General features: G+C 35.7%; 17 protein-coding genes and 2 tRNA genes. 3 read left to right on the top strand and 16 right to left on the bottom strand.

Going from position 1 to position 25,470, the window contains the following annotated elements; all coding sequences use genetic code 11:
* Window positions 1–471 precede the first annotated feature (471 nt).
* Genes AB674_RS01185 through AB674_RS01150 form a run of 8 tightly spaced genes read right to left on the bottom strand, consistent with a single transcriptional unit; the run spans window position 472 to window position 12,021 of the window.
* Window positions 472–2,280, bottom strand: coding sequence for a cbb3-type cytochrome c oxidase subunit I (locus tag AB674_RS01185; protein ID WP_047773096.1), 1,809 nt, complete (start codon window positions 2,278–2,280; stop codon window positions 472–474).
* A gap of 31 nt (window positions 2,281–2,311) precedes the next feature.
* On the bottom strand, window positions 2,312–3,499 hold the full coding sequence (locus AB674_RS01180; protein ID WP_047773095.1) for a cytochrome c oxidase subunit II: 1,188 nt from the start codon (window positions 3,497–3,499) through the stop codon (window positions 2,312–2,314).
* Between the two features lie 19 nt (window positions 3,500–3,518).
* The gene (locus tag AB674_RS01175; protein ID WP_047773283.1) at window positions 3,519–5,063 is read right to left on the bottom strand and encodes a hypothetical protein; all 1,545 of its coding nucleotides are present in this window, start codon (window positions 5,061–5,063) and stop codon (window positions 3,519–3,521) included.
* Between the two features lie 27 nt (window positions 5,064–5,090).
* The gene (locus tag AB674_RS01170) at window positions 5,091–5,636 is read right to left on the bottom strand and encodes a c-type cytochrome (RefSeq protein ID WP_047773093.1); all 546 of its coding nucleotides are present in this window, start codon (window positions 5,634–5,636) and stop codon (window positions 5,091–5,093) included.
* Window positions 5,637–5,644: 8 nt separating this feature from the next.
* Complete coding sequence (locus tag AB674_RS01165) at window positions 5,645–6,169, bottom strand: DUF3341 domain-containing protein (RefSeq protein ID WP_041516373.1); 525 nt, start codon at window positions 6,167–6,169, stop codon at window positions 5,645–5,647.
* Entirely contained in the window at window positions 6,162–7,565 is a 1,404-nt protein-coding gene (gene nrfD / locus AB674_RS01160; RefSeq protein WP_047773090.1) for an NrfD/PsrC family molybdoenzyme membrane anchor subunit, read from the bottom strand. The genes AB674_RS01165 and nrfD overlap by 8 nt, the downstream gene beginning before the upstream one ends.
* Before the next feature lie 38 nt (window positions 7,566–7,603).
* Complete coding sequence (locus AB674_RS01155) at window positions 7,604–10,663, bottom strand: TAT-variant-translocated molybdopterin oxidoreductase (protein WP_047773088.1); 3,060 nt, start codon at window positions 10,661–10,663, stop codon at window positions 7,604–7,606.
* Between the two features lie 32 nt (window positions 10,664–10,695).
* Window positions 10,696–12,021, bottom strand: coding sequence for a c-type cytochrome (locus tag AB674_RS01150; RefSeq protein ID WP_047773086.1), 1,326 nt, complete (start codon window positions 12,019–12,021; stop codon window positions 10,696–10,698).
* Window positions 12,022–12,241: 220 nt separating this feature from the next.
* On the opposite strand from AB674_RS01150, the gene AB674_RS01145 reads away from it, so the two are divergent.
* Window positions 12,242–12,631 (top strand): SPOR domain-containing protein, encoded by a 390-nt coding sequence (locus tag AB674_RS01145; RefSeq protein ID WP_047773085.1) that lies wholly within the window; start codon window positions 12,242–12,244, stop codon window positions 12,629–12,631.
* Window positions 12,632–12,902: 271 nt separating this feature from the next.
* On the opposite strand, the gene AB674_RS01140 is transcribed toward AB674_RS01145, so the two are convergent.
* The 6 genes from AB674_RS01140 to rimP all read right to left on the bottom strand — a co-directional run bounded on the left by AB674_RS01140 (window position 12,903) and on the right by rimP (window position 19,733).
* Window positions 12,903–13,145: a hypothetical protein gene (locus tag AB674_RS01140; protein WP_131701504.1), complete on the bottom strand. Its 243-nt coding sequence runs from the start codon at window positions 13,143–13,145 to the stop codon at window positions 12,903–12,905.
* 620 nt (window positions 13,146–13,765) lie between these two features.
* The gene (locus tag AB674_RS01135) at window positions 13,766–14,212 is read right to left on the bottom strand and encodes a hypothetical protein (RefSeq protein WP_047773081.1); all 447 of its coding nucleotides are present in this window, start codon (window positions 14,210–14,212) and stop codon (window positions 13,766–13,768) included.
* Window positions 14,213–14,378: 166 nt separating this feature from the next.
* Window positions 14,379–14,888 (bottom strand): DUF4920 domain-containing protein, encoded by a 510-nt coding sequence (locus tag AB674_RS01130; RefSeq protein WP_047773080.1) that lies wholly within the window; start codon window positions 14,886–14,888, stop codon window positions 14,379–14,381.
* A 155-nt stretch (window positions 14,889–15,043) separates the two neighbouring features.
* Window positions 15,044–17,953, bottom strand: a complete 2,910-nt coding sequence (gene infB, locus AB674_RS01125) for a translation initiation factor IF-2 (RefSeq protein WP_047773079.1) — start codon at window positions 17,951–17,953, stop codon at window positions 15,044–15,046.
* Window positions 17,954–18,001: 48 nt separating this feature from the next.
* Entirely contained in the window at window positions 18,002–19,255 is a 1,254-nt protein-coding gene (gene nusA, locus AB674_RS01120) for a transcription termination factor NusA (RefSeq protein ID WP_017498147.1), read from the bottom strand.
* A gap of 13 nt (window positions 19,256–19,268) precedes the next feature.
* Window positions 19,269–19,733, bottom strand: a complete 465-nt coding sequence (gene rimP, locus AB674_RS01115) for a ribosome assembly cofactor RimP (protein WP_047773281.1) — start codon at window positions 19,731–19,733, stop codon at window positions 19,269–19,271.
* A 176-nt stretch (window positions 19,734–19,909) separates the two neighbouring features.
* On the opposite strand from rimP, the gene AB674_RS01110 reads away from it, so the two are divergent.
* Window positions 19,910–20,734: a universal stress protein gene (locus AB674_RS01110; RefSeq protein ID WP_047773076.1), complete on the top strand. Its 825-nt coding sequence runs from the start codon at window positions 19,910–19,912 to the stop codon at window positions 20,732–20,734.
* 936 nt (window positions 20,735–21,670) lie between these two features.
* Here the strand turns inward: AB674_RS01110 and AB674_RS01105 are convergent.
* Both AB674_RS01105 and AB674_RS01100 read right to left on the bottom strand, forming a co-directional pair.
* A tRNA-Gln gene (locus AB674_RS01105) sits at window positions 21,671–21,741 on the bottom strand.
* 108 nt (window positions 21,742–21,849) lie between these two features.
* Window positions 21,850–21,920: transfer RNA gene (locus AB674_RS01100), tRNA-Gln, on the bottom strand.
* A 245-nt stretch (window positions 21,921–22,165) separates the two neighbouring features.
* Between AB674_RS01100 and AB674_RS01095 the strand changes: the two genes are divergently transcribed.
* Window positions 22,166–25,447, top strand: a complete 3,282-nt coding sequence (locus AB674_RS01095; protein ID WP_047773074.1) for a DUF2723 domain-containing protein — start codon at window positions 22,166–22,168, stop codon at window positions 25,445–25,447.
* The last annotated feature ends 23 nt before the right edge of the window (window positions 25,448–25,470 follow it).

Below are 25,470 nucleotides of genomic sequence, written 5' to 3'. Positions count from 1 at the left end.
AAATAAAAACTTCGCTAAATGCCATTTTAAATTTTATTTGGAAGAATTTTAAATCCGTTTTAATCTGTGTCTTCGTGATAACGAATCTGTTCCATCCGTGTCTTAAATTAAATTGCAACAGCTGTAGACAACTATTATGTAAAACTGGACGCGGATTATGCGGATTTGCAATAGCAAAAACGCTGACAAAAACGGATTTTTTATATTGAAAAGCTATATGATCAATATAAGACAGAGTGCTTTTATTTTTTACGTTTTTTTTGCCCAATTCCTAACTTTTGCAACTGATCCGGCTTTTTATCCTAATAAAAAACGCAAAGTCCGCAAAGCTATAACTAAACTTTGCGGACCTTGCGTTTTTCCTTTGCGCTCATTGCGATTAAAAAACAATAAATCTTATATCATGCTCGCTAATAAAACTTGCATAAAACAAAAGAGACTGTCTTTTCAGACAGTCTCTTCAAAATATTTTTAGTGGTGTAAAACTTCTTCACCTTCTTTCATTGGTACATTTTGAGGAACAAAATCTACATCGTGATTCGGGTTACTGTAGTCATATGGCCAACGGTATACATGAGGAATTTCTCCTGGCCAGTTACCGTGGATGTGTTCTACAGGAGTAGTCCACTCTAATGTTGTAGATTTCCATGGATTTTGAACTGCTTTCTTACCGTAGAAAATACTGCTAAAGAAGTTGTATAAGAATACTAATTGGAATACTCCTCCAACAAGAGCAAATGTTGTAATCAATACATTCACATTTTGCAAATCGTCAAATAATGGGAAGTTTGTATTGGTATAATAACGTCTTGGTAAACCAGCTAATCCAATAAAGTGCATTGGGAAGAATACTCCGTAAGCACAAACTGCTGTAATCCAAAAGTGAATATAACCTAAGTTTTTGTTTAACATTCTTCCGTACATTTTAGGGAACCAGTGGTAAATACCAGCAAACATCCCGTAAAGTGCAGAGATACCCATTACTAAGTGAAAGTGAGCAATTACAAAGTATGTATCGTGAACGTTAATATCTAAAGTACTATCTCCTAAAATAATTCCAGTTAAACCTCCAGTGATGAAAGTAGAAACCATTCCGATAGAGAATAACATTGCAGGGTTGAATTGTAAGTTACCTTTCCATAAAGTTGTAATCCAGTTAAACGCTTTTACAGCAGAAGGAATTGCAATCAATAAAGTAGTAAAAGTAAATACAGATCCTAAGAAAGGATTCATACCTGAAATAAACATGTGGTGACCCCAAACAATTGTAGATAAAAAGGCAATTGCAAGAACTGACATAATCATCGCTCTGTATCCGAAGATTGGTTTACGAGAGTTCGTAGCCATAATTTCAGAAACAAGTCCCATTGCAGGTAAAATTACAATATATACCTCAGGGTGTCCTAAGAACCAGAATAAGTGCTCAAACAAAACCGGAGAACCTCCTTGGTAATGTAAAACCTCTCCTGCGATATAGATATCAGATAAGAAGAATGAAGTTCCGAAACTTCTATCAAAAATCAATAATAATGCTGCAGATAACAATACCGGGAATGAAATAACACCAATAATAGCTGTTACGAAAAATGTCCAGATTGTAAGAGGAAGTCTTGTCATAGACATTCCTTTAGTTCTTAAGTTGATAACCGTTACAATGTAGTTCAAAGATCCCATTAAAGAAGATGCAATGAAAATCGCCATTGAAACTAACCATAAAGTCATACCTGTACCTGATCCCGGGATCGCTTGTGGTAAAGCACTTAAAGGTGGGTAAATTGTCCAACCTGCAGAAGCTGGTCCAGCCTCAACAAATAGAGAAGACAACATAATTACAGCAGATAAGAAAAACAACCAGTATGAAATCATGTTCATAAATCCGGAAGCCATATCTCTTGCTCCAATTTGAAGTGGAATAAGTAAGTTACTAAACGTTCCACTCAAACCGGCCGTCAGTACAAAGAATACCATGATGGTACCGTGAATTGTAACTAAAGCCAGATAAATATCATTTGCCATTACACCGTCCGGTGCAAATTTATCTCCTAATAAAACATTAAATATTTTAAAAGACTCTTCCGGCCAAGCCAATTGCATTCTGAAAAGCAATGACATTGCAATACCGATAATCCCCATAATAATACCTGTAATCAAGTATTGTTTGGCAATCATTTTGTGATCAATACTAAATATATATTTGGTAATGAAAGTGTCCTTATGGTGATGTTCGTGTTCGTGCTCGTGATCGTGTTCGTGTCCGTGATCGTGTGCTTCTGCTGACATATATGTATACTTTAAATTTTCTTAATAAATATTATTTCGTAGCCACTTTAGCAATAACAGCTTTTACAGTATCAATAACTGCTTTTACTGTATCTTTCGCTGTACTATCTGTAGTGTTTGCTTTAGCACCTTCCGCAGGTTTTTCAGCAGCGGCAGCCGCTTTAATATCCTGAGATAAAGTTGTTTTTTCGCTTAACCATTTTTTATAATCTTCAGGAGTATCAACTACCACTTTCATTTGCATGTTGTAGTGTGAAGCTCCACAAATTTTATTACACAATAATAAATAATCAAATGTATAAGGATCTAGAGCGGTACCACCTTTAGCAACTAACTCAAGGCTTTTTTCAGCTCTAAGTTTGTTGATGTGTGCTACTTTTTCAACCATAAATGGCAACTCTCTGTATTCAGCAGTAGTATAAGTAGGAACGAATGCAAATTCAGTAACCATTCCCGGTACACAGTTCATCTGCGCTCTAAAGTGAGGCATGTAAGCGGAGTGCAATACGTCTTGTGAACGCATTTTGAAATGTACTTTTTTACCTTTTGGAATATGCAATTCACTTACAATAATATCATCTTCAGAATTTTTATCTGACATATCAACACCTAAAGTATTAATACCTTCAATCAAACGAACGTTTGCTTTTCCTAAAGTATTATCGTTTCCGGCATATCTTGCTGTCCATTTAAACTGTTGAGCATATAATTCAATTTCAATAACATCTTCATCTTTATCAACAAACATAATGTTGTTCCAAGCATACAATCCGTAAAGGATTAAACAAGCTAAAACTACAGATGGAATAATACTCCACATTGCCTCTAATTTGTTACTGTCAGCAAAAAACAATGCTTTTCTATCTTTATGTCCTCTGTTTTTAAAAGAAAACCAGTATAATAAACCTTGTGTAATAGCTTGAACTATAAAAATTAAAACCCAAGTAATGTTCATTAAACTATCTACTAAAATACCGTGCTCAGAAGCAGGTGTATGAAGTGCTAAATTACCCCATTTTAGTAAACCGTATATCGTAAATATATAGATGAAAGCTAAAAAGCCAAACATAATATATCCTTGAATATTATTATCATTATCAGATGCAACCTGAGAATCGTCAGAAGAAGCTCCTACTTGAGTAAGATCAAATATTCTGGTCAATTGCCATAATGCAACTGCTAATAAAACTAAAACTATAATTACCAACAAACTTGTCATCTGTTTATCTCTTTAAATATTAATAATGAAAATGTTTACTTTCTTCTATGAAAGGATTTCTTTTTGCTAACAAAGGAGATTTAGTTAATGCAGTAAATACAGCAAAAATAAACAAACCTAAGAAGAAAAGAATAGATGCAATTTCAGAAACTCCAATAAACCATTTATCTCCAACAGTACCAGGCATAATCATATTAAAGAAATCAAGGTAGTGACCTAATAAGATTACAACACCAGCCATTACGATAACCCAGCTTAGACGTTTGAAATCAGTATTAATTAATATTAACAATGGGAAAACAAAGTTCATAACAACAGCTCCAAAGAAAGGAAGGTTGTATAATTGGATTCTTGTTACGAAATACGTTACCTCTTCAGGAATATTAGCGTACCAGATCAACATGAATTGAGAGAACCATAAGTAGGTCCAGAATACACTGATACCAAACATAAATTTAGCTAAATCGTGAATGTGACTTGTATTTACGAATTCTAAGTATCCTTTAGATTTTAAGTATATAGTAACTAAAGCGATTGTAGTAATACCACTTACAAAGAAAGAAGCGAATACATACCAACCAAACAAAGTACTGAACCAGTGTGGGTCAAATGACATAATCCAATCCCAAGACATGATAGACTCAGATACGATAAAGAAAACTAAAAATCCCGCAGAATAGTTGAAATTCTTTTTATAGTACAAATCATCATTAGCTTCGTCTTGAGCTAAACAGTTTTTTCTAGAATAGTAACGGTATAAGTTCCATCCTAATAAAAAGATACCTGCTCTAACAATCCAGAAAGGAAAGTTTAAGTAACCTGCTTTACCTGCTATAATAGCATCATAATTCTCGTGCTTTGGATCTGTTACGCCTTCTCCTAACCATACGAAAATATGATTAAAGTGAAGTCCGCATAAAACCAAGATTATAAAGAAAATTACAGAACCTACAGGTAAGTAAGCTGTTATTCCTTGCATAACTCTGAACAAAACCGGAGACCATCCTGCTTGTGCTACTTGTTGGATAGCATAAAATGCTAAAACTCCCATAGAAAGCAACAAGAAGAAAATAGCCGCAACATATAATGCTGACCAAGGTTTGTTTTGCAATTGGTGCAATACGTGTTTTAAATGTTTTTCATGCTCACCGGCACCATCAACTTTAGCATGCTCCCCACCTTCGTGTGAATCATGTGAAGCTTTTGCAACTTCAGGAGAAGCTACTGGAGCTTCTGCGTGTGCAGTATCTGCGTGCGCATCATGTGCTGCTTCTGTAGCTTCATGACCTGCAACATCAGGAGAAGCTGCCGGAGTTTCTGCGTGTGCTGCACCTTCGTGTGAATCATGTGAAGCTGCTGTAGCTTCGTGACCTGCAGCCTCATGAGAAGCTGCCGGAGCTTCTGCATGTGCAGCACCATGAGAACCATGTGCATCTGCAGCTAGTATTTTTTCAACTTCTTGAATATCTTTAGGCGCACTTAAAAAACCATACCCAATCCCTAATAAACCAACGGCCATTAGGATGATAGAAAAAGTTTTTAATTTACTTGAAAATGTATACATATCTATTACGATCAGTTTGTTCAACAATTATAATTGGCTTTTTAGTTTCAGAACATAGTCAGCAACTAACCAACGTTCGTGGGCACTTAATTGATTTGCATGTGAACCCATTGCATTTAAACCATAAGTCTCTACGTGAAAGATACTTCCTTCTGTGATAACTCTGTCTTTATAGCTAGGTACTCCAAGAAATTTTTCTCTTTCAACCAATTTACCTTTACCGTTTCCAGTTGCACCGTGACAACTGATACAGTAAATTTCGAAAAGCTCTTTTCCTTTTTCAGAACTTCTTTCTGCTTCAGTCAAAGGTGATTTTAAATTTGCTTTCGCTAATTCATAACCAGCCGTTGAATTCTCATACTCGTAAGGTTCAAAACCTCTATTGATAGTTCCTTCTACAGGAAGCTGTCCTTCTTTTCCACCTTTAAATATTTTTGCCTCTGTATATGGCTCGTAAGCTACAGACTCATACATATTAGGGAAATACTGATAGTTTGGTGCCGAATTATTGTGGCATGATGAAACTAAAATAGTTATACCAACTAAAAGTGTTATTTTATATATCCTTTTCATAGCTACAATTAATTCTTTTCAATTACTTTAACTTCAACTGCTCCTGTACCTTCGAAAAAAGAAACTAGTTCTGCTTCGTTATCGTTTACAGCAACTTCCATTAAAAAATGGTCATCTGTTGTTCTTACATCAGGATTTTCAGCTTCTTTAAATGGCCATAATCTACTTCTCATATAAAAAGTAATAACCATTAAGTGGGCAGCAAAAAATACAGTCATCTCAAACATAATAGGCACAAAAGCCGGCATATTTTGAATGAAACTGAAACTTGGTTTTCCACCAATATCTTGTGGCCAGTCATGAATCATAATATAACTCATCATTGTTGTTGCAACAGAGATACCAACACAACCGTATAAGAAAGCACAAATTGCTAATCTAGTTGGTGCTAATCCCATAGCTTTATCCAATCCGTGAACTGGGAATGGAGTAAAAACTTCTTCAATATGATGATGTGCAGCTCTGGTTTTCTTTACTGCATCCATCAAAATATCATCGTCATTATAAATGGCGTATATTACTTTATTACTCATGATGTGAATCTTTATTTGCTGCTCTTTCTCTAATATAATTATCTCCTGTTCCTTTCAAAATTGTTTTCACCTCTGCCTGAGCAATTACAGGGAATGTTCTAGAGTATAATAAAAACAATACGAAGAAGAAACCAATTGTTCCGATGAAAATTCCAATATCAACAAATGTTGGTGAGAACATTGTCCAAGAAGATGGAAGGTAATCTCTATGTAAAGAAGTAACAATAATTACGAATCTTTCAAACCACATTCCGATGTTTACAACAATCGAAATAATAAATGAAAACATGATACTTGTTCTTAGTTTTTTGAACCACATAAATTGCGGAGAGAAAACGTTACAAGTCATCATTGACCAATATGCCCACCAGTAAGGTCCGGTAGCTCTGTTTAAGAACGCATATTGCTCATATTCTACACCTGAATACCAAGCTACAAATAACTCAGTGATGTAAGCAACACCAACGATAGAACCTGTAATCATGATTACAATATTCATTAATTCGATATGTTGAAGTGTAATATAAGCTTCCAAGTTTGAAACTTTTCTCATAATGATCAACAAGGTGTTTACCATTGCAAATCCTGAGAATACCGCTCCAGCAACGAAGTATGGAGGGAAAATTGTAGTATGCCATCCTGGAATTACAGAAGTAGCAAAGTCCATAGATACAATAGTGTGTACAGAAAGTACAAGTGGCGTAGCTAATCCTGCAAGTACCAAAGATACTTCTTCAAAACGTTGCCAGTCTTTTGCTCTACCACTCCATCCAAAACTTAGGATAGAATATACTCTTTTATGGAAAGGTGTTATTGCTCTATCACGTAGCATTGCAAAGTCAGGTAACAATCCAGTCCACCAGAATACTAATGATACCGAAAGGTACGTTGAGATTGCAAATACGTCCCAAAGTAGCGGTGAGTTAAAGTTTACCCATAATGATCCAAATTGATTTGGAATAGGTAAAACCCAGTATGCTAACCATGGACGACCCATGTGAATAATTGGAAATAAACCTGCCTGAACTACTGAGAAGATAGTCATAGCTTCTGCAGAACGGTTAATCGCCATTCTCCAACGCTGACGGAAAAGTAATAATACGGCAGAAATCAATGTTCCTGCGTGACCAATACCAACCCACCAAACGAAGTTAGTGATATCCCAGGCCCAACCAACTGTTTTATTTAATCCCCATGTTCCGATACCGGTAGATACAGTGTAAATAATACAACCTAATCCCCAAAGGAAGGCCGTTAATGCGATTGTAAATACAATCCACCAATGTTTATTTGCTTTACCTTCAACAGGTGCAGCTACATCTACTGTTACATCGTGATAAGATTTATCACCTATAACTAAAGGTTTTCTAATGGGTGCTTCGTAATGAGACGACATAATCCTTTATATTGTTTCTAATTAATAATTATTTTTTACTAAACGTTTCTAACTTTAACATGATAGAAAACGTTTGGTTTTGTACCAACATGCTCTAATAAGTGATACATTCTTTCACTTTCAGCAAGTTTAGCAACTTCACTTTCTTTATCATTAACATCTCCAAAAACCATTGCTCCAGAAGAACAAGCAGCTGAACATGCACAAGTATTATTGAATTCATCTTTCGCTACTACTCTTCCTTCACGTTTAGCTTGAAGAATAACCGCTTGTGTACTTTGAATACAGAAAGAACATTTTTCCATTACTCCACGAGAACGAACGTTTACGTCTGGGTTTAATACCATACGACCTAAGTCATCATTCATGTGGTAATCGAATTCACTGTTTTTGTTGTACAAGAACCAGTTGAAACGACGTACTTTATAAGGACAGTTGTTTGCGCAGTAACGAGTACCAACACATCTGTTGTAAGCCATATGGTTTTGACCTTGACGACCGTGAGAAGTCGCAGCAACAGGACAAACAGTTTCACATGGTGCGTGGTTACAGTGTTGACACATTACCGGTTGGAAAGCCACTTGCGGGTTATCCCCTGGTTTTTCCATTTCGTTAAATGTAGACAATGAACTAGATAAACCAGCTATATTTTCTTTTCTTTCGTTATCTCCTTCAAAAGTACTTTCAGAAGAATAGTATCTGTCAATACGCAACCAGTGCATATCACGACTTCTTCTTACCTCTGCTTTACCTACAACCGGTACGTTGTTTTCAGCATGACAAGCAATAACACATGCTCCACATCCTGTACAAGCATTTAAGTCGATAGAAAGATTAAAGTGATGTCCTGTAGAACGATCAAATGACTCCCATAAATCAACTGTTGTAGCTTCAACTTCTTCGTGATCTAAAGATACCATTGGTTGTGGATTCCAATGTTCTGCATCTTCAGTATTAAATACCTTAAGAGTAGTTTCCTTAATAATATCTCCTCTACCCATTAATGTTTTCTGACCTTGAACACAAGCAAACTCATGCTCTCCATTTGCCTTAGCAATAGAGATAGTCTGAACACTATTAAAGTTTTTATATAAAGCGTAAGCGTTTAAACCTACTTGCATTTCTTCTTTTAAAGCTGCTTTACGTCCGTAACCTACAGCCATACCAACTGTACCAACTGCTTGTCCTGGTTGAACAATTACAGGAACATTTTCCAACTTAACACCATCAGCTGTTGTAATTGTAGCATAACTACCATTCAAACCACCATTGGCAACGATTTCATTTGTTAAACCTAATTTCTTAGCATCTGCATTCGAAACGGTAACATAGTTATCCCAAGAAACTCTTGTGATTGGATCCGGAAACTCTTGCAACCAAGGATTGTTTGCTTGTTGTCCGTCACCCATACCCGTTTTAGTGTACAATACTAATTCGAAGTCACCGGCTGCTTTTGATTTAGAAACTGCGGTTGCAGCTGCATTATAATCGAATGAACCAGCAGCTAAAGCAGATGATCCCATTACAAAAACACCATCATGTAAAACTTTGTTCCAAGAAGAACCTACAACAACACCAGCTGAATTAGCTTTGATGTAATCATAGAAAGTTCCGGAAATTCCGTTTAACGATAATAAAACGTCTTGAAATTGTTTTGTATTAAATATAGGACGGATAGTTGGCTGAGTCAAACTATACGTTCCTTTTGTTATCATAACATCACCCCATGCTTCTAAGTAGTGAGCAACAGGAGCAGCAATCTTAACAATAGAAGCTGTTTCGTCTTCTTTTAAAGAAAAAGCAACTGACGTATCTACTTTTTTCAATCCCGAAACAAAAGCAGCAGAATCAGCTAATGTGTAAACCGGGTTAACACCACTCATAATTAAAGTATGAACACTACCTGCATTCATATCTTTGATCAACTGAGCAACAACTGCATTAGAACCTTTTCTAATTTGTCTTGTTCCAGCAGTACTAAAAGCCTCACTAGCCAACACTTGGTTGATAGCTAAAACTAATAACTGAGCATTTTTATCTTCAATTCCAGATACCAAGACTCCTTTTGATCCGGCAGCTTTTAATTGCTGAGCAGCTTTCACTACTTCAGCTTTCACTGTAGGATCCAAAGTAACTCCAATAGAAGCACCTGCAATAACATTATATATTTGAACTAAAGCTTGTTTCTGATTTTCAACTGTCATCGAAATACGCTTATCAGCAGCAGCTCCGGACAATGTCATGTTAGATTCGAACTGGAAGTGACGAGACATTTTTCCGTTTTGAGGAATACGTCCTTTTGCATATCCTGAATCGTATCCACCACCTTGCCAATCTCCTAAGAAATCAGCTCCAACAGCAACAATTAAAGAAGCTTTTGAGAAATCATAATCAACTAAAGCTCTTTCACCGTAAACTGTTTCGAATGCATCTAAAGCATCTGATGAAGAAACTGCATCATAAACCACATGCTTAGCATTTGGATTTTTAGCAATAAAATCAGCAATTAATTTTTCAGTAGACGGACTCGCCAAAGTATTTGTCAACAATACCACTTGACCTCCTTTAGCTTTCGCAGCAGCAATCCCTGATTTGATTCTTAAATCAACAGCAGACCAGCTACTATTTTTTCCATCCAATTTAGGTTCTTTCAAACGCATACTGTCATATAATGACAAGATAGACGCGTGAATTCTTGCATTGGCTGAAAACTTAGCTCCGGAAATAGTATTGTTTTCAATTTTAATTGGACGACCTTCACGAGTTTTTACTAAAAGGTTAGCAAAATCAAAACCATCAAAAACAGTAGTTGCATAATAATCTGCAACACCAGGAATGATTTGTTCTGGTTGTAACACATAAGGTATAGACTTGTGAACAGGGCCTTCGCAAGCTGCTAGCGTTACGGCTGCAGTACTAAACCCTACGTACTTTAAAAAGTCACGACGTGAAGTTCCAGATGAAGCTAATGCATCAGCATTACCTAAGAATTCATCTGTTGGAATTTCTTCAACAAATTCGTTATTTCTAAGCGCCTCAACAATAGAACTATTTTCTAGTTCCTCAACACTTTTCCAGTATTTTTTGTTTGATGACATTGTATATAAATATTAAAATCTTAATAATTCGATTAATAGTGGCATTTACCGCATTCTAAACCTCCCATTTGCGCTGCAGTCAATTTCTCTACACCGTATTTTTTAGAAAGTTCAGCATGAATTTTATCATAGTAAGCATTTCCTTCCATCTTAACATCAGTTTTTCTATGGCAATCAACGCACCATCCCATTGTTAATTTAGAGTATTGCTTCATGATTTCAAATTCTTGTACTGGTCCATGACAAGTTTGACACTCAACACCTGCAACAGAAACGTGCTGTGAGTGATTGAAATACACAAAATCAGGTAAATTATGAATACGAACCCATTTTACTGGTTGTGTTTTTCCGGTATAAGCTTGTTTCGCTTTATCCCATCCAACTGCATCATATAATTTTTGAATTTGAGCATCGTAGAAAGCCTTGCTGTACTCAGGAGTAGCAGTAGTTTCAGCAACTTCAGAAATGTTTTTATGACAGTTCATACAAACATTCAAAGAAGGAATACCAGCTGTTTTACTCACACGAGCAGCAGAGTGACAATATTTACAATTGATCTCATTATCACCTGCGTGAATTTTATGAGAATAATGTATTGGTTGAATTGGCTCATAATTCTGATCAACACCTACCTGCATCAGGTAACCGTATACAAAATAACCACTTGCCAATAGCAAAAATATAGAAGTTACCAAAACCAAGAATTGGTTTCTAGCAAATGCTTTCCAGATTGGAGTTCTTGCCTCTTTTGGAGCTACTACAATACCATTATTACTTGCCACTTTAGTTAATACTTTGTTCACCATGAACAACATCACAACCAAGATAGCCATCACAAGAGCAAGAGCACCTAAAATAATATTATTTGAAATTCCGCTTCCACCATCTTGAGGACCTGATGGCAATTCACCAGCAACTTTAACCGGTTCTGCTTTCACTTCAGAAGTATACGCTAAAATATTATCAATATCACCTTCTGATAATTGAGGAAAAGAAGTCATTACAGACTTGTTGTTTTCTTCAAAAAGTTTTACTGCTACAGCATCACCTGACTTAATCATGTCAGAACTGTTGTGCACCCACTTGTAAATCCAAGCTTTATCATGCTTATCGGCAACTCCCCTCAAAGCGGGACCTGTTGATTTGGCATCTAATTTGTGACATGCAGCGCAATTTGCATTAAAAAGTTCTTTCCCTTTTACTGGATCACCACCTGCAGTTGCAACCGGAGCAGCAGCTTCAGGCGCTGCAGGAGCAGCAGCATCTTGAGCAAATGAAGTTAGGGAGAAAATCAGCGTTAGCGATAAGCTAAGCATTAATTTTCTTGAGATCGAATTATGGTTACCCACCTTTTTCATATAGTATAAAATTATCTACTAATTTTTTGGTATGATTTTTTCTGTAACAAAAACAGCAAAAACCGAACACCTTCTTTTAAAACTTGCACAAAAATACGACTTATGAACTATTCTCAAAACCTTAAAATACCCTTAAATACCAATTTATATCAATTCTAAATAAAATTAAAATTTTCCACACAAACATTAAATACTATTTTTGCATAAAAACTATCACATTATGAGAATTTTAACTCCCTCCAAAAGAGTCTACCTAACACTAACAATGATCACTTTAGCTTATAACATTAATGCTCAAGACCAAAATTTAACCTTAAATCAGGACCCGAAATTTGAGCAATTACTGAATGACAAACGCAAAATTAACACATCAATAAGTACAAACGACACCTATAGAATTCAAATTTTTAGTGGTAAAAGTGATGAGGCTAAAAAAACACTTACAGATTTCAAGAAGGAATACAACACTATTGACGGAACGATAATTTTCAACACGCCAAACTACAAGGTAATCGTTGGGAATTTCAAAACAAAAATTGAAGCCGAACGCAATTTGGCAGAGATCAAAAAACGATACAAAAGTGTCTTTTTAATCAAACCGGGAAGATAGTAACAGCTAAACAGAAAAAACAAAAACCACTTTTTAAGTGGTTTTTTCTTTATAATCAAAAACGAATCTTATAGACTGCAGAATAGTCTCTTTTATTTCAAATTATTAAGCTCGTCTTGCATTCGATCATACATAACTCCTTTTGGAACACAATCAAACAGAGGCCTTAAATCCATAATTAAATAAAAATCTATCATAACTTCCTTTTTAATTATACATATCAATGTAATCTGTCCCTACTGGCAAATAAGAAAAAACAACTCCTTCCATATTAAAAGAATTCTTTGGCGGATTTCGGGCATTGTAAGAGTATTCCCCTTACATCTGTTATGTAAAATTCAAAACAACCATCTGTCATCTGCGCATTGCTTAGTGATTTACCTGTTCTTAGATCAAAAATATGTCCACGGATTGTAACACTTTTTCCTTCTTTCAGCAAAGTATCAACGGTTTCTGCTTTACTTTCGAATAGACCTTTAGCCACCGTATAAGCACCTTTGTTATTGGTCGACATAGTTTCTTTTTTGAAGAAGAACATCCAACCAGGACCAAAATAAGCAACCTAAAAATAGTTTTACATTTCTTCATAATAAAAAACAATCAACAACCAGCCTTTTTAGCCTTTTGGCTTTTGACTTTCCTTTCATATCTGTACCCTATAACCCGATGTTAACGGCATAGGAAATTCTTTTTCTTTCTACTTCAGGCAATGCCAAAAAAGACTGCCTTTTCTTCAAGACCATCCCAAGCCATATCTTGGCAAAACTGATTCTCTAATTCATATCCTTCACCAAGACCATAAAATTTATACAGCAGCATCTACTAAACTTACAGCTTTAGTAATTTCAGCATGTTTCCTTGGTTCAAAGAATGACTTTTACCCCGTATTTCTATCATTATTGGATAAGTTAAATTTCGTCTACAAAATATTGCCAAATGGGCATGAATTAACTCCTGTAACATTGTTTTTACCCAAGACAACTCCGTAGCATTAGAAATAAGGTAACATCAAACACTGCTCTAATACCTCTCGTTTCGTTATAGGAATCAGCTAATGTATGTCCAGAAACATCAAGACTTGTCAATCCTTGCTCCATAGTCGAATTGTAAACTAAAGAGAAATCATCCGTAAATTTAGTTATCTATTATCCGGACTGGCAGTCTTTTTAAATCATTAAGAATCTTTCCCAAACAGGATGGTAATTTATCTGTGTTAATTTCATCATCAATCTTTTTCGCAATTTTTTTCGCAATACAAGCATAATAAGCAATCTCAATTGTTGAACAATTATTCTGCGATCTTACATATTGATAATTCATCCTTGGGTATGGATCATTTCCAGGAGACAGAACAGGTCTGCTACGACCATGTATAATAACCTCCCTTAACCGTACAGGATCCGTTGCACCAGCCTGCTCCAGATCATAGACTCCGGAAACAGTCCCTTCATCAATTTTAAAACCACTCAGCACCTCACCTTCCAGATTCGTAGTTGCATTGGCAATATTTAATTTGGCAGTTATATTCGTTAAATCAATTTGCTCTAATAATATCCGATCAATTTTCACATTACTACACAATAAGCATTTTCTGATAATCAATATATAAACGAGGGACAAAAAATTATATGTATCACAAAATCGGCAAAATCAACACAATCATCATATACCATTAAACAAAAAAAAAAGTCTCAATTTTCATTGAGACTTTAAAATATAAAGGATGCTTTTAAACCAAAAAACGAAATTAGTTCACTACCCTAATTCCATCTGCCAAAAAACGAATTTCCTCTTTTGGAGCCGTAATAGCATCTATTTCCGATTGTGCTTTTTTAGCATCTTTTGCATAATGTTTCAGTTCTTCCACCGAGGTGATTTTCTTCTCAGCAACACCTTCTAAAACAACATTTTTTCCTTTCAGACTGGTTGGTACAAAAAAAGCATACTCTTTCATTTTTACAAAAAAGGGAGAGCCGTCTTCTGTTTTAATGGTCAACCAACATCCTCTTTTTTCGCAGACATCAGTCACCAACCCTTTCACAGCAACATTTTCAACCTTTTTCGTATTCTTTAATCCGCTTTCGAGTTTCTCAACCGAGATAGCTTTGCCCTCAGACACTTTAGAAACATTAGCTCCATAATAATCCCCAACTAAAGCATTTCCTGCCGGTGGAGCTTTTTTTTCCACAGCTTCCTGCGAAAAGCATAAGCTGGAAAGACACAAAGAAAGTAGTACTGAATATAGTAATGGTTTCATAGTTAAATAATTTTAGTTAAAAATAACACTAAAATCTGACATAAGGCAAGTATTATTTTAACTAAAAACCATCTTCAAAAATCGGATTTCACTTCGGTTAACACCAAAAAAAAGTCCCAACAAAAGTTGGGACCTTAAACTATAAGTATTGAATTTTATTTCAATTTCTTTTTGATTGCTACCTCATGGTAAGCTTCAATAACATCTCTTTCTTCGATATCATTGTATCCTTTAATCTGGATACCACAATCGTAACCTTTAGAAACTTCTCTTACATCATCTTTGAAACGTTTCAATGCTACAAGTTCACCTGTATGCACTACTACACCTTCTCTGATAACTCTGATTTTAGAAGTTCTCATGATCTTACCGTCCATCACCATACATCCTGCAATAGAACCAACTTTAGAAATTTTGAAAATCTCACGGATTTCTGCAGTTCCTAGAATCTCTTCTTTCATCTCAGGAGCTAACATTCCTTCCATCGCATCTTTCAAGTCATCGATAGCAGCGTAGATAATAGAGTAGTAACGGATATCGATTTCTTCTTTATCTGCAAGTTGTCTCGCATTTCCAGCAGGACGAACGTTAAATCCAATAATGATCGCATCAGAAGCAGAAGCCAACATAACGTCAGTTTCTGTAATTGCTCCAACACCTTTATGGATAATGTTAATTTGAATTTCTTCTGTAGAAAGTTTAGAGAACGAATCTGATAATGCTTCAACAGATCCATCAACGTCTCCTTTAAGGATTACGTTTAATTCTTTAAACTGACCAAGAGCAATACGACGACCAATCTCATCAAGAGTAATATGACGTTGTGTACGTACCGATTGTTCACGCATTAATTGAGAACGTTTAGAGGCAATTTGTTTTGCTTCTTTTTCGTCTTCAAAAACGTTGAATTTATCACCGGCAGTAGCTGCACCATCTAAACCTAAAACAGAAACCGGAGTTGAAGGACCTGCTTGTAAAACAATATGCCCTCTTTCATCATGCATTGCTTTAATCTTACCGTGGTGTTTACCGGCCAACATATAATCTCCTACTTTTAAAGTTCCGTGTTGAACTAAAATGGTAGAAACATATCCTTTTCCTTTATCTAAGAAAGCTTCTACTACAGTTCCCTGCGCTGCTTTGTTAGGATTAGATTTTAAATCTAAAATTTCTGCTTCTAATAAAACTTTTTCTAATAGTTCTTTTACTCCTGTTCCTACTTTTGCAGAAATATCATGTGATTGAATTTTTCCACCCCAGTCTTCAACAAGTAAATTCATACTAGCCAAACGTTCCTTGATCTTCTCAACGTTCGCATTTGGTTTATCAATTTTATTGATTGCAAATATAATTGGTACTCCCGCAGCTTGTGCGTGAGAAATTGCTTCTTTTGTTTGTGGCATGATATCATCATCTGCCGCTACTACGATAATCGCGATATCGGTAACTTGAGCTCCACGTGCACGCATCGCGGTAAACGCCTCGTGACCCGGTGTATCTAAGAATGCGATTTTCTGACCATTATCAAGAGTTACTCCATAAGCTCCAATGTGCTGTGTAATACCTCCCGACTCACCAGCGATAACATTTTCTTTACGGATATAATCCAGTAAAGAGGTTTTACCGTGATCGACGTGACCCATTACTGTAACAATCGGCGCTCTTGTAACTAAATCTTCTTCTTTATCTTCAACAACTTCTATAGCTTCTTCGATATCAACTGTGATAAACTCAACTTCGTAACCGAATTCATCAGCCACAATAGTTAATGTTTCAGCATCCAAACGTTGGTTCATGGTAACCATGATTCCAAGTGACATACAAGTTCCAATTACTTTGGTAATCGGCACATCCATCATGATTGCAATTTCACCTACTGTAACGAATTCTGTAACTTTAATCGTTTTACTTCCTTCGTCGATAGCTCTTTGCTCATCATCAGATTTCTGACGGTGCGTTTCTCTTTTATCTCTTCTGTATTTAGCAGCTTTCGATTTTCCACCTTTCCCTTGAAGTTTTTCAAGAGTCTCTCTAATTTGGTTTTTTACTTCCTCTTCAGTAGGCTCTACTTTAGCTACAATTGCAGGACGGTTTCCTTTTACGAAACCAGGTCTAGCACTTCTGTTAGCATTAAAACCTCCTCCACCGGTATTTGGTGTAATTTTATTAGGATTTGGTGTTCCCGGTGCATTACCTGTTGCAGGTTTTGGTGCTCCCGGTGTACCTGGCTTAGGTGCAATTCTTTTACGCTTATTTTTGTTAGCGTTATTTCCTGCACCCGGAGCTCCCGGTTTATTAGGTGTTATTTTCGGATCTTCTTTCTTCTTCTTAGGTTTGTTAAATTGAGATAAATCAATTGTCTGACCTGTAAGTGTCGTTCCTGATAACTTTTGATATTGAGTAGTGATTGTCTCTTCTGCAGTTGAAGGATCCGTTGATATAATCGGTTCCTGAGCTACTTTCGGAGCTTCCACTTTCACTTCTTTCACTTCTTTTTTCTCTGTAATAATAGGTTTTTCAGCTTTGTTCTCAGAAACTACAGGAGGAGCCACTACTACCGGCTCAGGCTGTACTATTTCTTTTTCTTTCTGAACAGGTTTTTCCTCTTGAGATGGAGTAGCAACAACAACTTTAGGTTCTTCAGCTTTCACTGGTTCCTCTGAAGGAGCAGAAACAATTGCAGGTTTCTCAGGTTTTTTTGGATTCAAATCAATTTTACCCACTTGAACAGGTCCTGTCACAACAGCTCTCGCTTTAATGATCTCTTGTTGTTTTTGACGCTCTTCGTCTTGTCTGCGTTTGTCTTCAATTTCTTTCTCACGCTCTACACGTAATGCTTCTTTCTCTTTTCTCTTCTCTTCTCCTACCTCTTTAGAAGCTTCCTTATTCCCCTTATCGCCCGCAAATTGGCTTTGTAGGATATTAAATTCGCTATCAGAAATTTTTGCATTCGGATTTGCGTCAATAGCAATTCCCTTATCTTTTAGATAATCAACAGCTCTTTCTAACGAAATATTTAATTCCCTTAAAACCTTGTTTATTCTTATTACTCTCTCTTCAGACATATAACCTTTTTATTATTACCTTTTTCGTTGTGTTGTTAGAGCAGATAACTAGCTATCAAACTCTTCTTTTAGTATTTTCATAACATCAAGAATAGTTTCCTCTTCAAGATCTGTTCTTCTTACTAAATCTTCTACTTCTTGTTTCAAAATACTTTTTGCAGTATCTAAACCTATTTTAGCAAATTCTTCAATTACCCAGCCTTCGATTTCATCTGAAAATTCTGTTAATTCAACATCATCTTCATCTGCTGTTGCACCTGCAACGTCTCCTTCACGAATAACATCTAATTCGTAACCTGTCAACTGACCCGCTAATTTTATATTATGACCACCTCTACCGATAGCTTTAGAAACTTCTTCTAATTTCAAGAAAACTTCAGCTCTTTTGTTTTCTTCATCAATTTTGATAGAAGAAACTTTTGCAGGGCTTAATGCTCTTGTAATAAACAATTGAATATTGTTTGTATAGTTGATTACGTCAATATTTTCGTTTCCTAATTCACGAACAATTCCGTGAATACGAGATCCTTTCATACCAACACAAGCTCCAACAGGATCGATTCTGTCATCATAAGAATCTACCGCTACTTTTGCTTTTTCACCAGGAATACGAACTACATTCTTAACTGTAATCAAACCGTCGAATACTTCCGGAATTTCTTGTTCAAATAATTTCTCCAAGAACTTTTCAGAAGTTCTTGACATGATAATTTGAGGTTTATTTCCTTTTAATTCAACGCTTTCAATAATTCCACGAACATTATCTCCTTTACGGAAAAAGTCAGATGGAATTTGTTTTTCCTTCGGAAGTACAATCTCATTTCCTTCATCATCCACCAAGATTACAACTCTTGGACGTACGTGATGTACTTCTGCGGTGTAAATATCGCCAATAATATCTTTAAATTGCTTATAAAGATTCGTATTATCGTGTTCGTGAATTTTAGAGATCAAGTTTTGACGCAAAGCCAAAATAGCTCTTCTCCCTAAATCAATCAATTTAACCTCTTCAGAAACTTCTTCACCAATTTCAAAATCCGCTTCGATCATTCTAGCTTCAGTCAAGGTAATTTCTTCGTTCTCAAAGTCCAGATCTTCATCAGCAACGATTACTCTTCTTCTCCAAATCTCCATATCTCCTTTATCAGGATTAATGATAATATCGAAGTTATCATCAGAACCGTATTTTTTCTTTAATGCATTTCTAAACACGTCCTCTAAAATTGCCATAAGCGTTACACGATCAATAAGTTTATTATCTTTAAACTCTGAGAATGAATCGATTAATGCTAAATTTTCCATGCGAATTCTTTAATTAAAATGTTACTGTAACAATTGCCTCTTTAATTTCTGTATAAGGTATTTGTTGCTCTTTTTGAACTGTTTCTTTTCCTTTTCCTACTTTTTTCGGTTCTCTTGCTTCCCAAGACAAAATTATAAAAACATCGTTAGCTTCCACTAATTCTGCCTCAATTTTTTCATTATTTGTAGTAACAATCAACGTTCTACCAATATTTTTCTTGTATTGTCTTGTCATTTTCAAGGGTGATCCAACACCAACCGATGCTACTTCAAGAGAAAAATCCTGTTCTTCACGATCCAGATTATTCTCGATTGCACGACTAACATCAATACAATCCTGCAACGCTACTCCATTATCCCCGTCTAAACCTACACTAACCTTGAAAGAATCCGAAATAGACAAATCAATCAAAAAGATTGATGGCTTTTCCTGAAGAGCTTCTAAAATTAATGTGTTTACTTTTTCTTTAAATGTCATAATTTTATAAAAAGAGGGGACACTTAGTCCCCTCATTATTTAGATTTTAATAAATAACGGTGCAAATATAGTGTTTTTTTTATAAATCAAAATAAATAGATTGCTCTAAAAATATTTCTTATCTTTATGTAGCATAAAACACAAGAGATTATTCCTACTATCTAACCCAAAAAACTATGAAACGAATTTTAGTACCTACCGACTTCTCAGAACATGCAGAAGACGCTTTAAAAGTCGCTGCACAAATTGCCCAAAAAAACAATTCGGAAATCATTGTATTACACATGCTCGAGCTGCCTCATCAAATGAATGACGCAATTACAGGGGGCGCAAGCATTCCCGAAACCATGCTTTTCATGAAAAAAGCAAATCAAATGCTCGATGAAATCTCCAACAGACCCTACCTTGAAGGAGTTAGTGTGACCGAAATTGTAAAAATGGACAAACCCATCCATGGCATCACGCAAGTAAGCAAAGATCACGAAATAGATCTAATCATAATGGGGTCACACGGCTCTTCAGGTGTCGAAGAATTACTAATAGGATCCAACACCGAAAAAGTAGTACGCAATTCCGAAATCCCTGTTTTAGTCATCAAAAAAGACATTTCAAATTTTAATGCAGCAAACATTGTCTTTGCTTCTGATTTTTCTGAAGAGACCAAAAAACCTTTTGAAAAATTCTTAAATTTCACCAAATTCTTTGACTCAACCATTCATTTAGTCACTATTTGTACTCCAAACAGCTTCAGACCAACTCATGTTATTCAAAAAGCGATGAACGAATTTATCGCCGAATTTAATATGACCAATTACTCCACAAATATCTACAACGATACCAATATCGAAAAAGGAATTCTAAACTTTTCGAACACCAAAAACGCAGACGTTATTGCAATGTGCACACACGGAAGAACCGGATTTGCTCATTTTTTCAACGGAAGCATCAGCGAAGGACTAGTCAATCACGCCGTGAAACCCGTTATAACTTTCAAAATCTAAACAGCTCAAAAAAAACTAAAGCTGACAGGTTTTAAAAACCTGTCAGCTTTGACCCATAATTTCTATTGTGATTTATTTTACCTATTCACTTTCGCTCGAGTCTCCTTCATCAAGAGAACAAACGAAGTACCTAATCTTTTTTAAACTTTACAGCTTTGCGACTTTGCGAGATTTCCACTAAATTTAAACACAACACTAAAAAGCTTCTCACTTGAGCGTTTTTTTTTGAATAAAAACTACAAGTTTTGAATTCTCCATTAAAACCTACCTAAACACCTCAAAAACTAAAGCTGACAGGTTTTAAAAACCTGTCAGCTTTGACCCATAAAAATAATAGAAAACAATTTTGCCGTACAATATTATTTTCGGAAAGAGAAATCACAATGGCGCCCCGACAAAACTAGTGCTTTTCTATACCGAATTCCTAGTATGATTTCGGATCAAGACACATTGTTGTGGGGAAATAATAAAACCTCACAGAGTCACTAAGGCTACAAAAGTCAGACACTCACTTTGTCTTTTTTCACGAAGGTGACCCGAACGAAAGCGAATAAACCAAATAAATCTGCCTTTGCTGAGCTTGTTTTTACGGAGTTTCTTGCGGAGATTTCTCCTTCGTCGAAAGGACAAACTGCGTGTGTGTGTGTGTGTGTGTGTGTGTGTGTTAGATAAACTAAATTCTCACATCTATTTTTCCTTTTTAGACTAACGAATATATAAGCTTAATTTTTGATACTCCACAGGTTTTCGTGTTGATCCATGATTTCTCCTTCGTCGAAAGGAAAAACCGGGCGTGTATAGCACAAACAGAGCGTTTTTTTTTTAACAGACTAGATCCCCTCCTATTCCAGACTTGGGATTTGGAATTTCAAAAATTGGAATTTCAAAAAATTTTGTTGCATAAAAAAAGCCTCTCAAATTGAGAGGCTTCTTATGTTGGTCTACAAGGACTCGAACCTTGAAAGACTGCACCAAAAACAGTTGTGTTACCATTACACCATAGACCAGCAGTGCTGTTAAGCGAGTGCAAATTTAAAACTTTTTTTAGTTTACACAAACTTTTTTTGAAAAAATTTATTCCATAAAAAAAGCCTCTCGATTGAGAGGCTTTTATGTTGGTCTACAAGGACTCGAACCTTGAAAGACTGCACCAAAAACAGTTGTGTTACCATTACACCATAGACCAGCAGTGCGGTTAAGCGAGTGCAAATTTAGAGCTTTATTTAGTTTGCACAAACTTTTTGGGCAAAAATTTTCATTTTTTTTCGTTTTTTCTCCTTTAAAACTGCTAATGTTTTCACAAGTATTTCACCAACAACAGATTACTTTAACCAAATAGTTTTCTAGATTTTTTTGTTAATGCTCTATTCTTTACACAAAAAAACATTTTCTTTGTAGGATAGAAAACATCTAAAATTATAACACCTAAATATGGCACAATTCAATTTCAATAAATGGAATACAATTATTGGTTGGTTTGCATTTGCAATCGCTTTAATCACCTACACACTAACTGTTGAACCTACCATGAGCTTTTGGGATTGTGGCGAATATATCGCTACAGCAGCTAAACTAGAAGTTGGTCACCCACCCGGAGCTCCTTTATACCAAATGATGGGTGCGTTTTTTGCCATGTTTGCAACAGATAACCAACATGTAGCCTTAATGGTCAATATGATGTCTGTTTTCTCTAGTGCATTCACGATTCTATTTTTGTTTTGGTCTTCTTCTATGATCCTGAAAAAAATCATAGCCCGTTTTTCCGAAATCAATCAAAATAATTCAATTGTTATCCTAGGAAGCTCTTTTATAGGAGCCTTGGCTTTTACTTTTTCAGATAGTTTTTGGTTTAACGCTGTTGAAGCCGAAGTTTATGCAATGGCCTCTTTATTAATTGCCTTACTTTTTTGGCTTGGTCTGCGTTGGGAACAAGACATGGACAAACCTAAGGGAAACAAATGGTTATTGGTTATCTCCCTTGTTATTGGGCTTTCTTTTGGAGTCCACTTCATGGCTTTATTAACCATTCCATCAATAGGATTTCTATACTATTTTAAACATTACGAAAAAGTTACCATCAAGAACTTCTTAATTGCCAATGTTGTAGTTATTGGAGTATTGTTGTTTATTTTCAAATTACTCCTTCCGCTAACCATGGCGTTCTTCGGTAAAACCGAAATATTCATGGTAAACAGCATGGGACTTCCTTTTAACTCCGGAACCATTTTTGTTGCTTTACTATTAATTGCTTTCTTTTATTTCGGGTTAAAATTCACCAAACAAAAAGGCCTGATTTTCTATAACACTATCATTCTCTGCATCTTGTTTATTTTAATAGGATTCTCAACCTGGATGATGTTACCGGTTCGTGCTAACGCAAACACGGTAATCAACGAAAACAAACCATCAGATGCTACCGAAGTTCTGGCATACTACAATCGTGAACAATACGGTGTAAATCCGTTGTTCTACGGACCACAATACACAGAAGTTTTTGCAGGTCTAGACGCTAAAACACCTTATTTAGACAAAAAACCAAACTACGAAAGAGATTATAAAACTGGTAAATACATCATTACCAACAACTATAAAAACGCAGAACAAAATACGGACGACAATCAAAAAACCATACTACCAAGAATGTGGAGTACCGAACCTGGACACATTGAGAATTATATTGGTTTCACACACCCTCCGGGCTTCAAGATAAACCCAAATTATCCTTACGAAGATGATTTGGCAAAATATGGCATAGACGCCAGTCAATTAAGCGAAGAGGAATACAACAAAGCCACTGCTCAATTGCGTAACGAAGTTGAAAAAACTATTTCTGAATTCAGAAAAGCATATGCTCAAAAACAAATTGACAACGAAGGTTACGTAAAATTCCTGAAAAGCTACGGCGATTACTTAATTATCGAAAAACCAACAGCTTCTGACAACTTCTTTTTTATGTTTGAATATCAATTCGGATATATGTACGGAAGATACCTGATGTGGAATTTCGCCGGACGCCAGAACGATGTTCAGGGGAAATACGACAATCTGGACGGAAACTGGATTAGCGGAATAAAAGCCCTTGATTCCATCCACCTTGGCTCTCAAGACAACTTACCTACAGATGTACTAAACAACAAAGGAAGAAATACGTACTTCTTCCTGCCTTTCATCCTGGGACTTATCGGGCTTATGTATCACGCGAATAGAGACCTTAAAAGCTTTTACGTTCTTTTGGCCTTATTCTTATTTACAGGAATCGCATTAAAAATTTACTTAAACGAGAGACCTTTTGAGCCTCGTGAAAGAGATTATGCGCTGGTAGGATCCTTCTATGTGTTTGCCATTTGGATTGGCTTTGGAGTCTATTCGTTGTACGAAACGATTCAGAAATACATAGCTCCAAAAATCGCCGGACCAGTAATTATTGCTGTAACTTTCCTTGCTGCTCCTGTTTTAATGGCTTCTCAAAACTGGGATGATCATGACAGATCAGGTAAATATACTGCTGTAGCAATGGCAAAAGCTTATTTGACTTCCTGCGACAAGAACGCTATTTTATTTACAATTGGAGACAACGATACTTTCCCATTATGGTATGCTCAGGAAATCGAAGGCGTACGAACAGATGTGAAAATTGTCAATACAAGCCTTTTCATGACGGATTGGTACATTGATCAAATGAAAGCCAAATCGTATGAATCTGACCCATTACCAATCTCTTTTACACATGCTGAATATGTGGGAGATAAACTGGATTATGTGGCTCACATTCCAAAAATAGAAACGCGTTGGAACATTAATGACTTCATCAGCTTTATTAAAAATCCAAAATCAACTGTAGGTTTACAAAACGGGCAAACCATTCATTTTTACCCAACTAATAAAATCAGAGTTACCGTTGATAAAGACTTAATTATTAAAAATAAAGTCGTTAATCCAAAATACAATGATTCTATCGTTCCTTATATGGACATTGATATCAAAGGAAGCGCGTTATACAAAAATCGTTTGATGATGTTGGATATCCTGGCTAATAACAACTGGAAAAGACCAATCTACTTTAGTGGTGGTGCTTTTGACAGTGAAGATTACTTATGGCTAAAAGATTATTTACAATTAGACGGAATGGTTTATAAATTAGTTCCGATAAAAAATACTGCTTCAAAAGAAGGCGGACCATTAGACATGGGACAAATTGATGCTGACAAAATGTATGATATTGTAATGAAATGGGATTGGGGCAATAGCGAAAGCGACAAAATCTATCACGATCCTGAAACAAGAAAAAACAGCATCACATACCGCACAAACTTATCTCGTTTAATGAACCAATTGATCGCTGAAGGCAAAATTGACAAGGCAAAAAAAGTCATTAATTTAGCTATGACAAAAATGCCGATCGATAAATTTGGTTATTATTCCTTAGTTGAACCTTTTGCCGGTGGCTATTATAAAGTTGGCGAAACAGCAAAAGCACATGATTTGCTGAATAAGTTAGTACAGAAATACAAAGAAGATCTGAACTATTATGCCACATTAAGCGCTTCTGACCAAACGGACTTAGCTATTGATATTATCACTGATATCGAGCGTTACAGAAGCTTATTGGAGGTTATGAAAAACAACAACGACATCACTTTCTACGAGAAACATAAAGTAACTTTTAATACTTACGTAAATGTTTTCGAACGTTTTGGAAGAGAAAAAGAATAATATACGAAAAATTTAGCAATTAA

Origin of the sequence: Flavobacterium sp. ABG (assembly GCF_001027725.1) — a bacterium.
In the GTDB taxonomy this organism is placed as follows: domain Bacteria; phylum Bacteroidota; class Bacteroidia; order Flavobacteriales; family Flavobacteriaceae; genus Flavobacterium; species Flavobacterium cupriresistens.
Note: the sequence above shows the minus strand (reverse complement) of the source record. Positions and strands in the feature narration are given on the sequence as shown.

Coding starts and splice junctions, on each gene's coding strand:
- AB674_RS01185 (WP_047773096.1), bottom strand. CDS start 2,280: ATGTCAGCAGAAGCACACGATCACGGACACGAACACGATCACGAGCAC.
- AB674_RS01180 (WP_047773095.1), bottom strand. CDS start 3,499: ATGACAAGTTTGTTGGTAATTATAGTTTTAGTTTTATTAGCAGTTGCA.
- AB674_RS01175 (WP_047773283.1), bottom strand. CDS start 5,063: ATGTATACATTTTCAAGTAAATTAAAAACTTTTTCTATCATCCTAATG.
- AB674_RS01170 (WP_047773093.1), bottom strand. CDS start 5,636: ATGAAAAGGATATATAAAATAACACTTTTAGTTGGTATAACTATTTTA.
- AB674_RS01165 (WP_041516373.1), bottom strand. CDS start 6,169: ATGAGTAATAAAGTAATATACGCCATTTATAATGACGATGATATTTTG.
- nrfD (WP_047773090.1), bottom strand. CDS start 7,565: ATGTCGTCTCATTACGAAGCACCCATTAGAAAACCTTTAGTTATAGGT.
- AB674_RS01155 (WP_047773088.1), bottom strand. CDS start 10,663: ATGTCATCAAACAAAAAATACTGGAAAAGTGTTGAGGAACTAGAAAAT.
- AB674_RS01150 (WP_047773086.1), bottom strand. CDS start 12,021: ATGAAAAAGGTGGGTAACCATAATTCGATCTCAAGAAAATTAATGCTT.
- AB674_RS01145 (WP_047773085.1), top strand. CDS start 12,242: ATGAGAATTTTAACTCCCTCCAAAAGAGTCTACCTAACACTAACAATG.
- AB674_RS01140 (WP_131701504.1), bottom strand. CDS start 13,145: ATGTCGACCAATAACAAAGGTGCTTATACGGTGGCTAAAGGTCTATTC.
- AB674_RS01130 (WP_047773080.1), bottom strand. CDS start 14,888: ATGAAACCATTACTATATTCAGTACTACTTTCTTTGTGTCTTTCCAGC.
- infB (WP_047773079.1), bottom strand. CDS start 17,953: ATGTCTGAAGAGAGAGTAATAAGAATAAACAAGGTTTTAAGGGAATTA.
- nusA (WP_017498147.1), bottom strand. CDS start 19,255: ATGGAAAATTTAGCATTAATCGATTCATTCTCAGAGTTTAAAGATAAT.
- rimP (WP_047773281.1), bottom strand. CDS start 19,733: ATGACATTTAAAGAAAAAGTAAACACATTAATTTTAGAAGCTCTTCAG.
- AB674_RS01110 (WP_047773076.1), top strand. CDS start 19,910: ATGAAACGAATTTTAGTACCTACCGACTTCTCAGAACATGCAGAAGAC.
- AB674_RS01095 (WP_047773074.1), top strand. CDS start 22,166: ATGGCACAATTCAATTTCAATAAATGGAATACAATTATTGGTTGGTTT.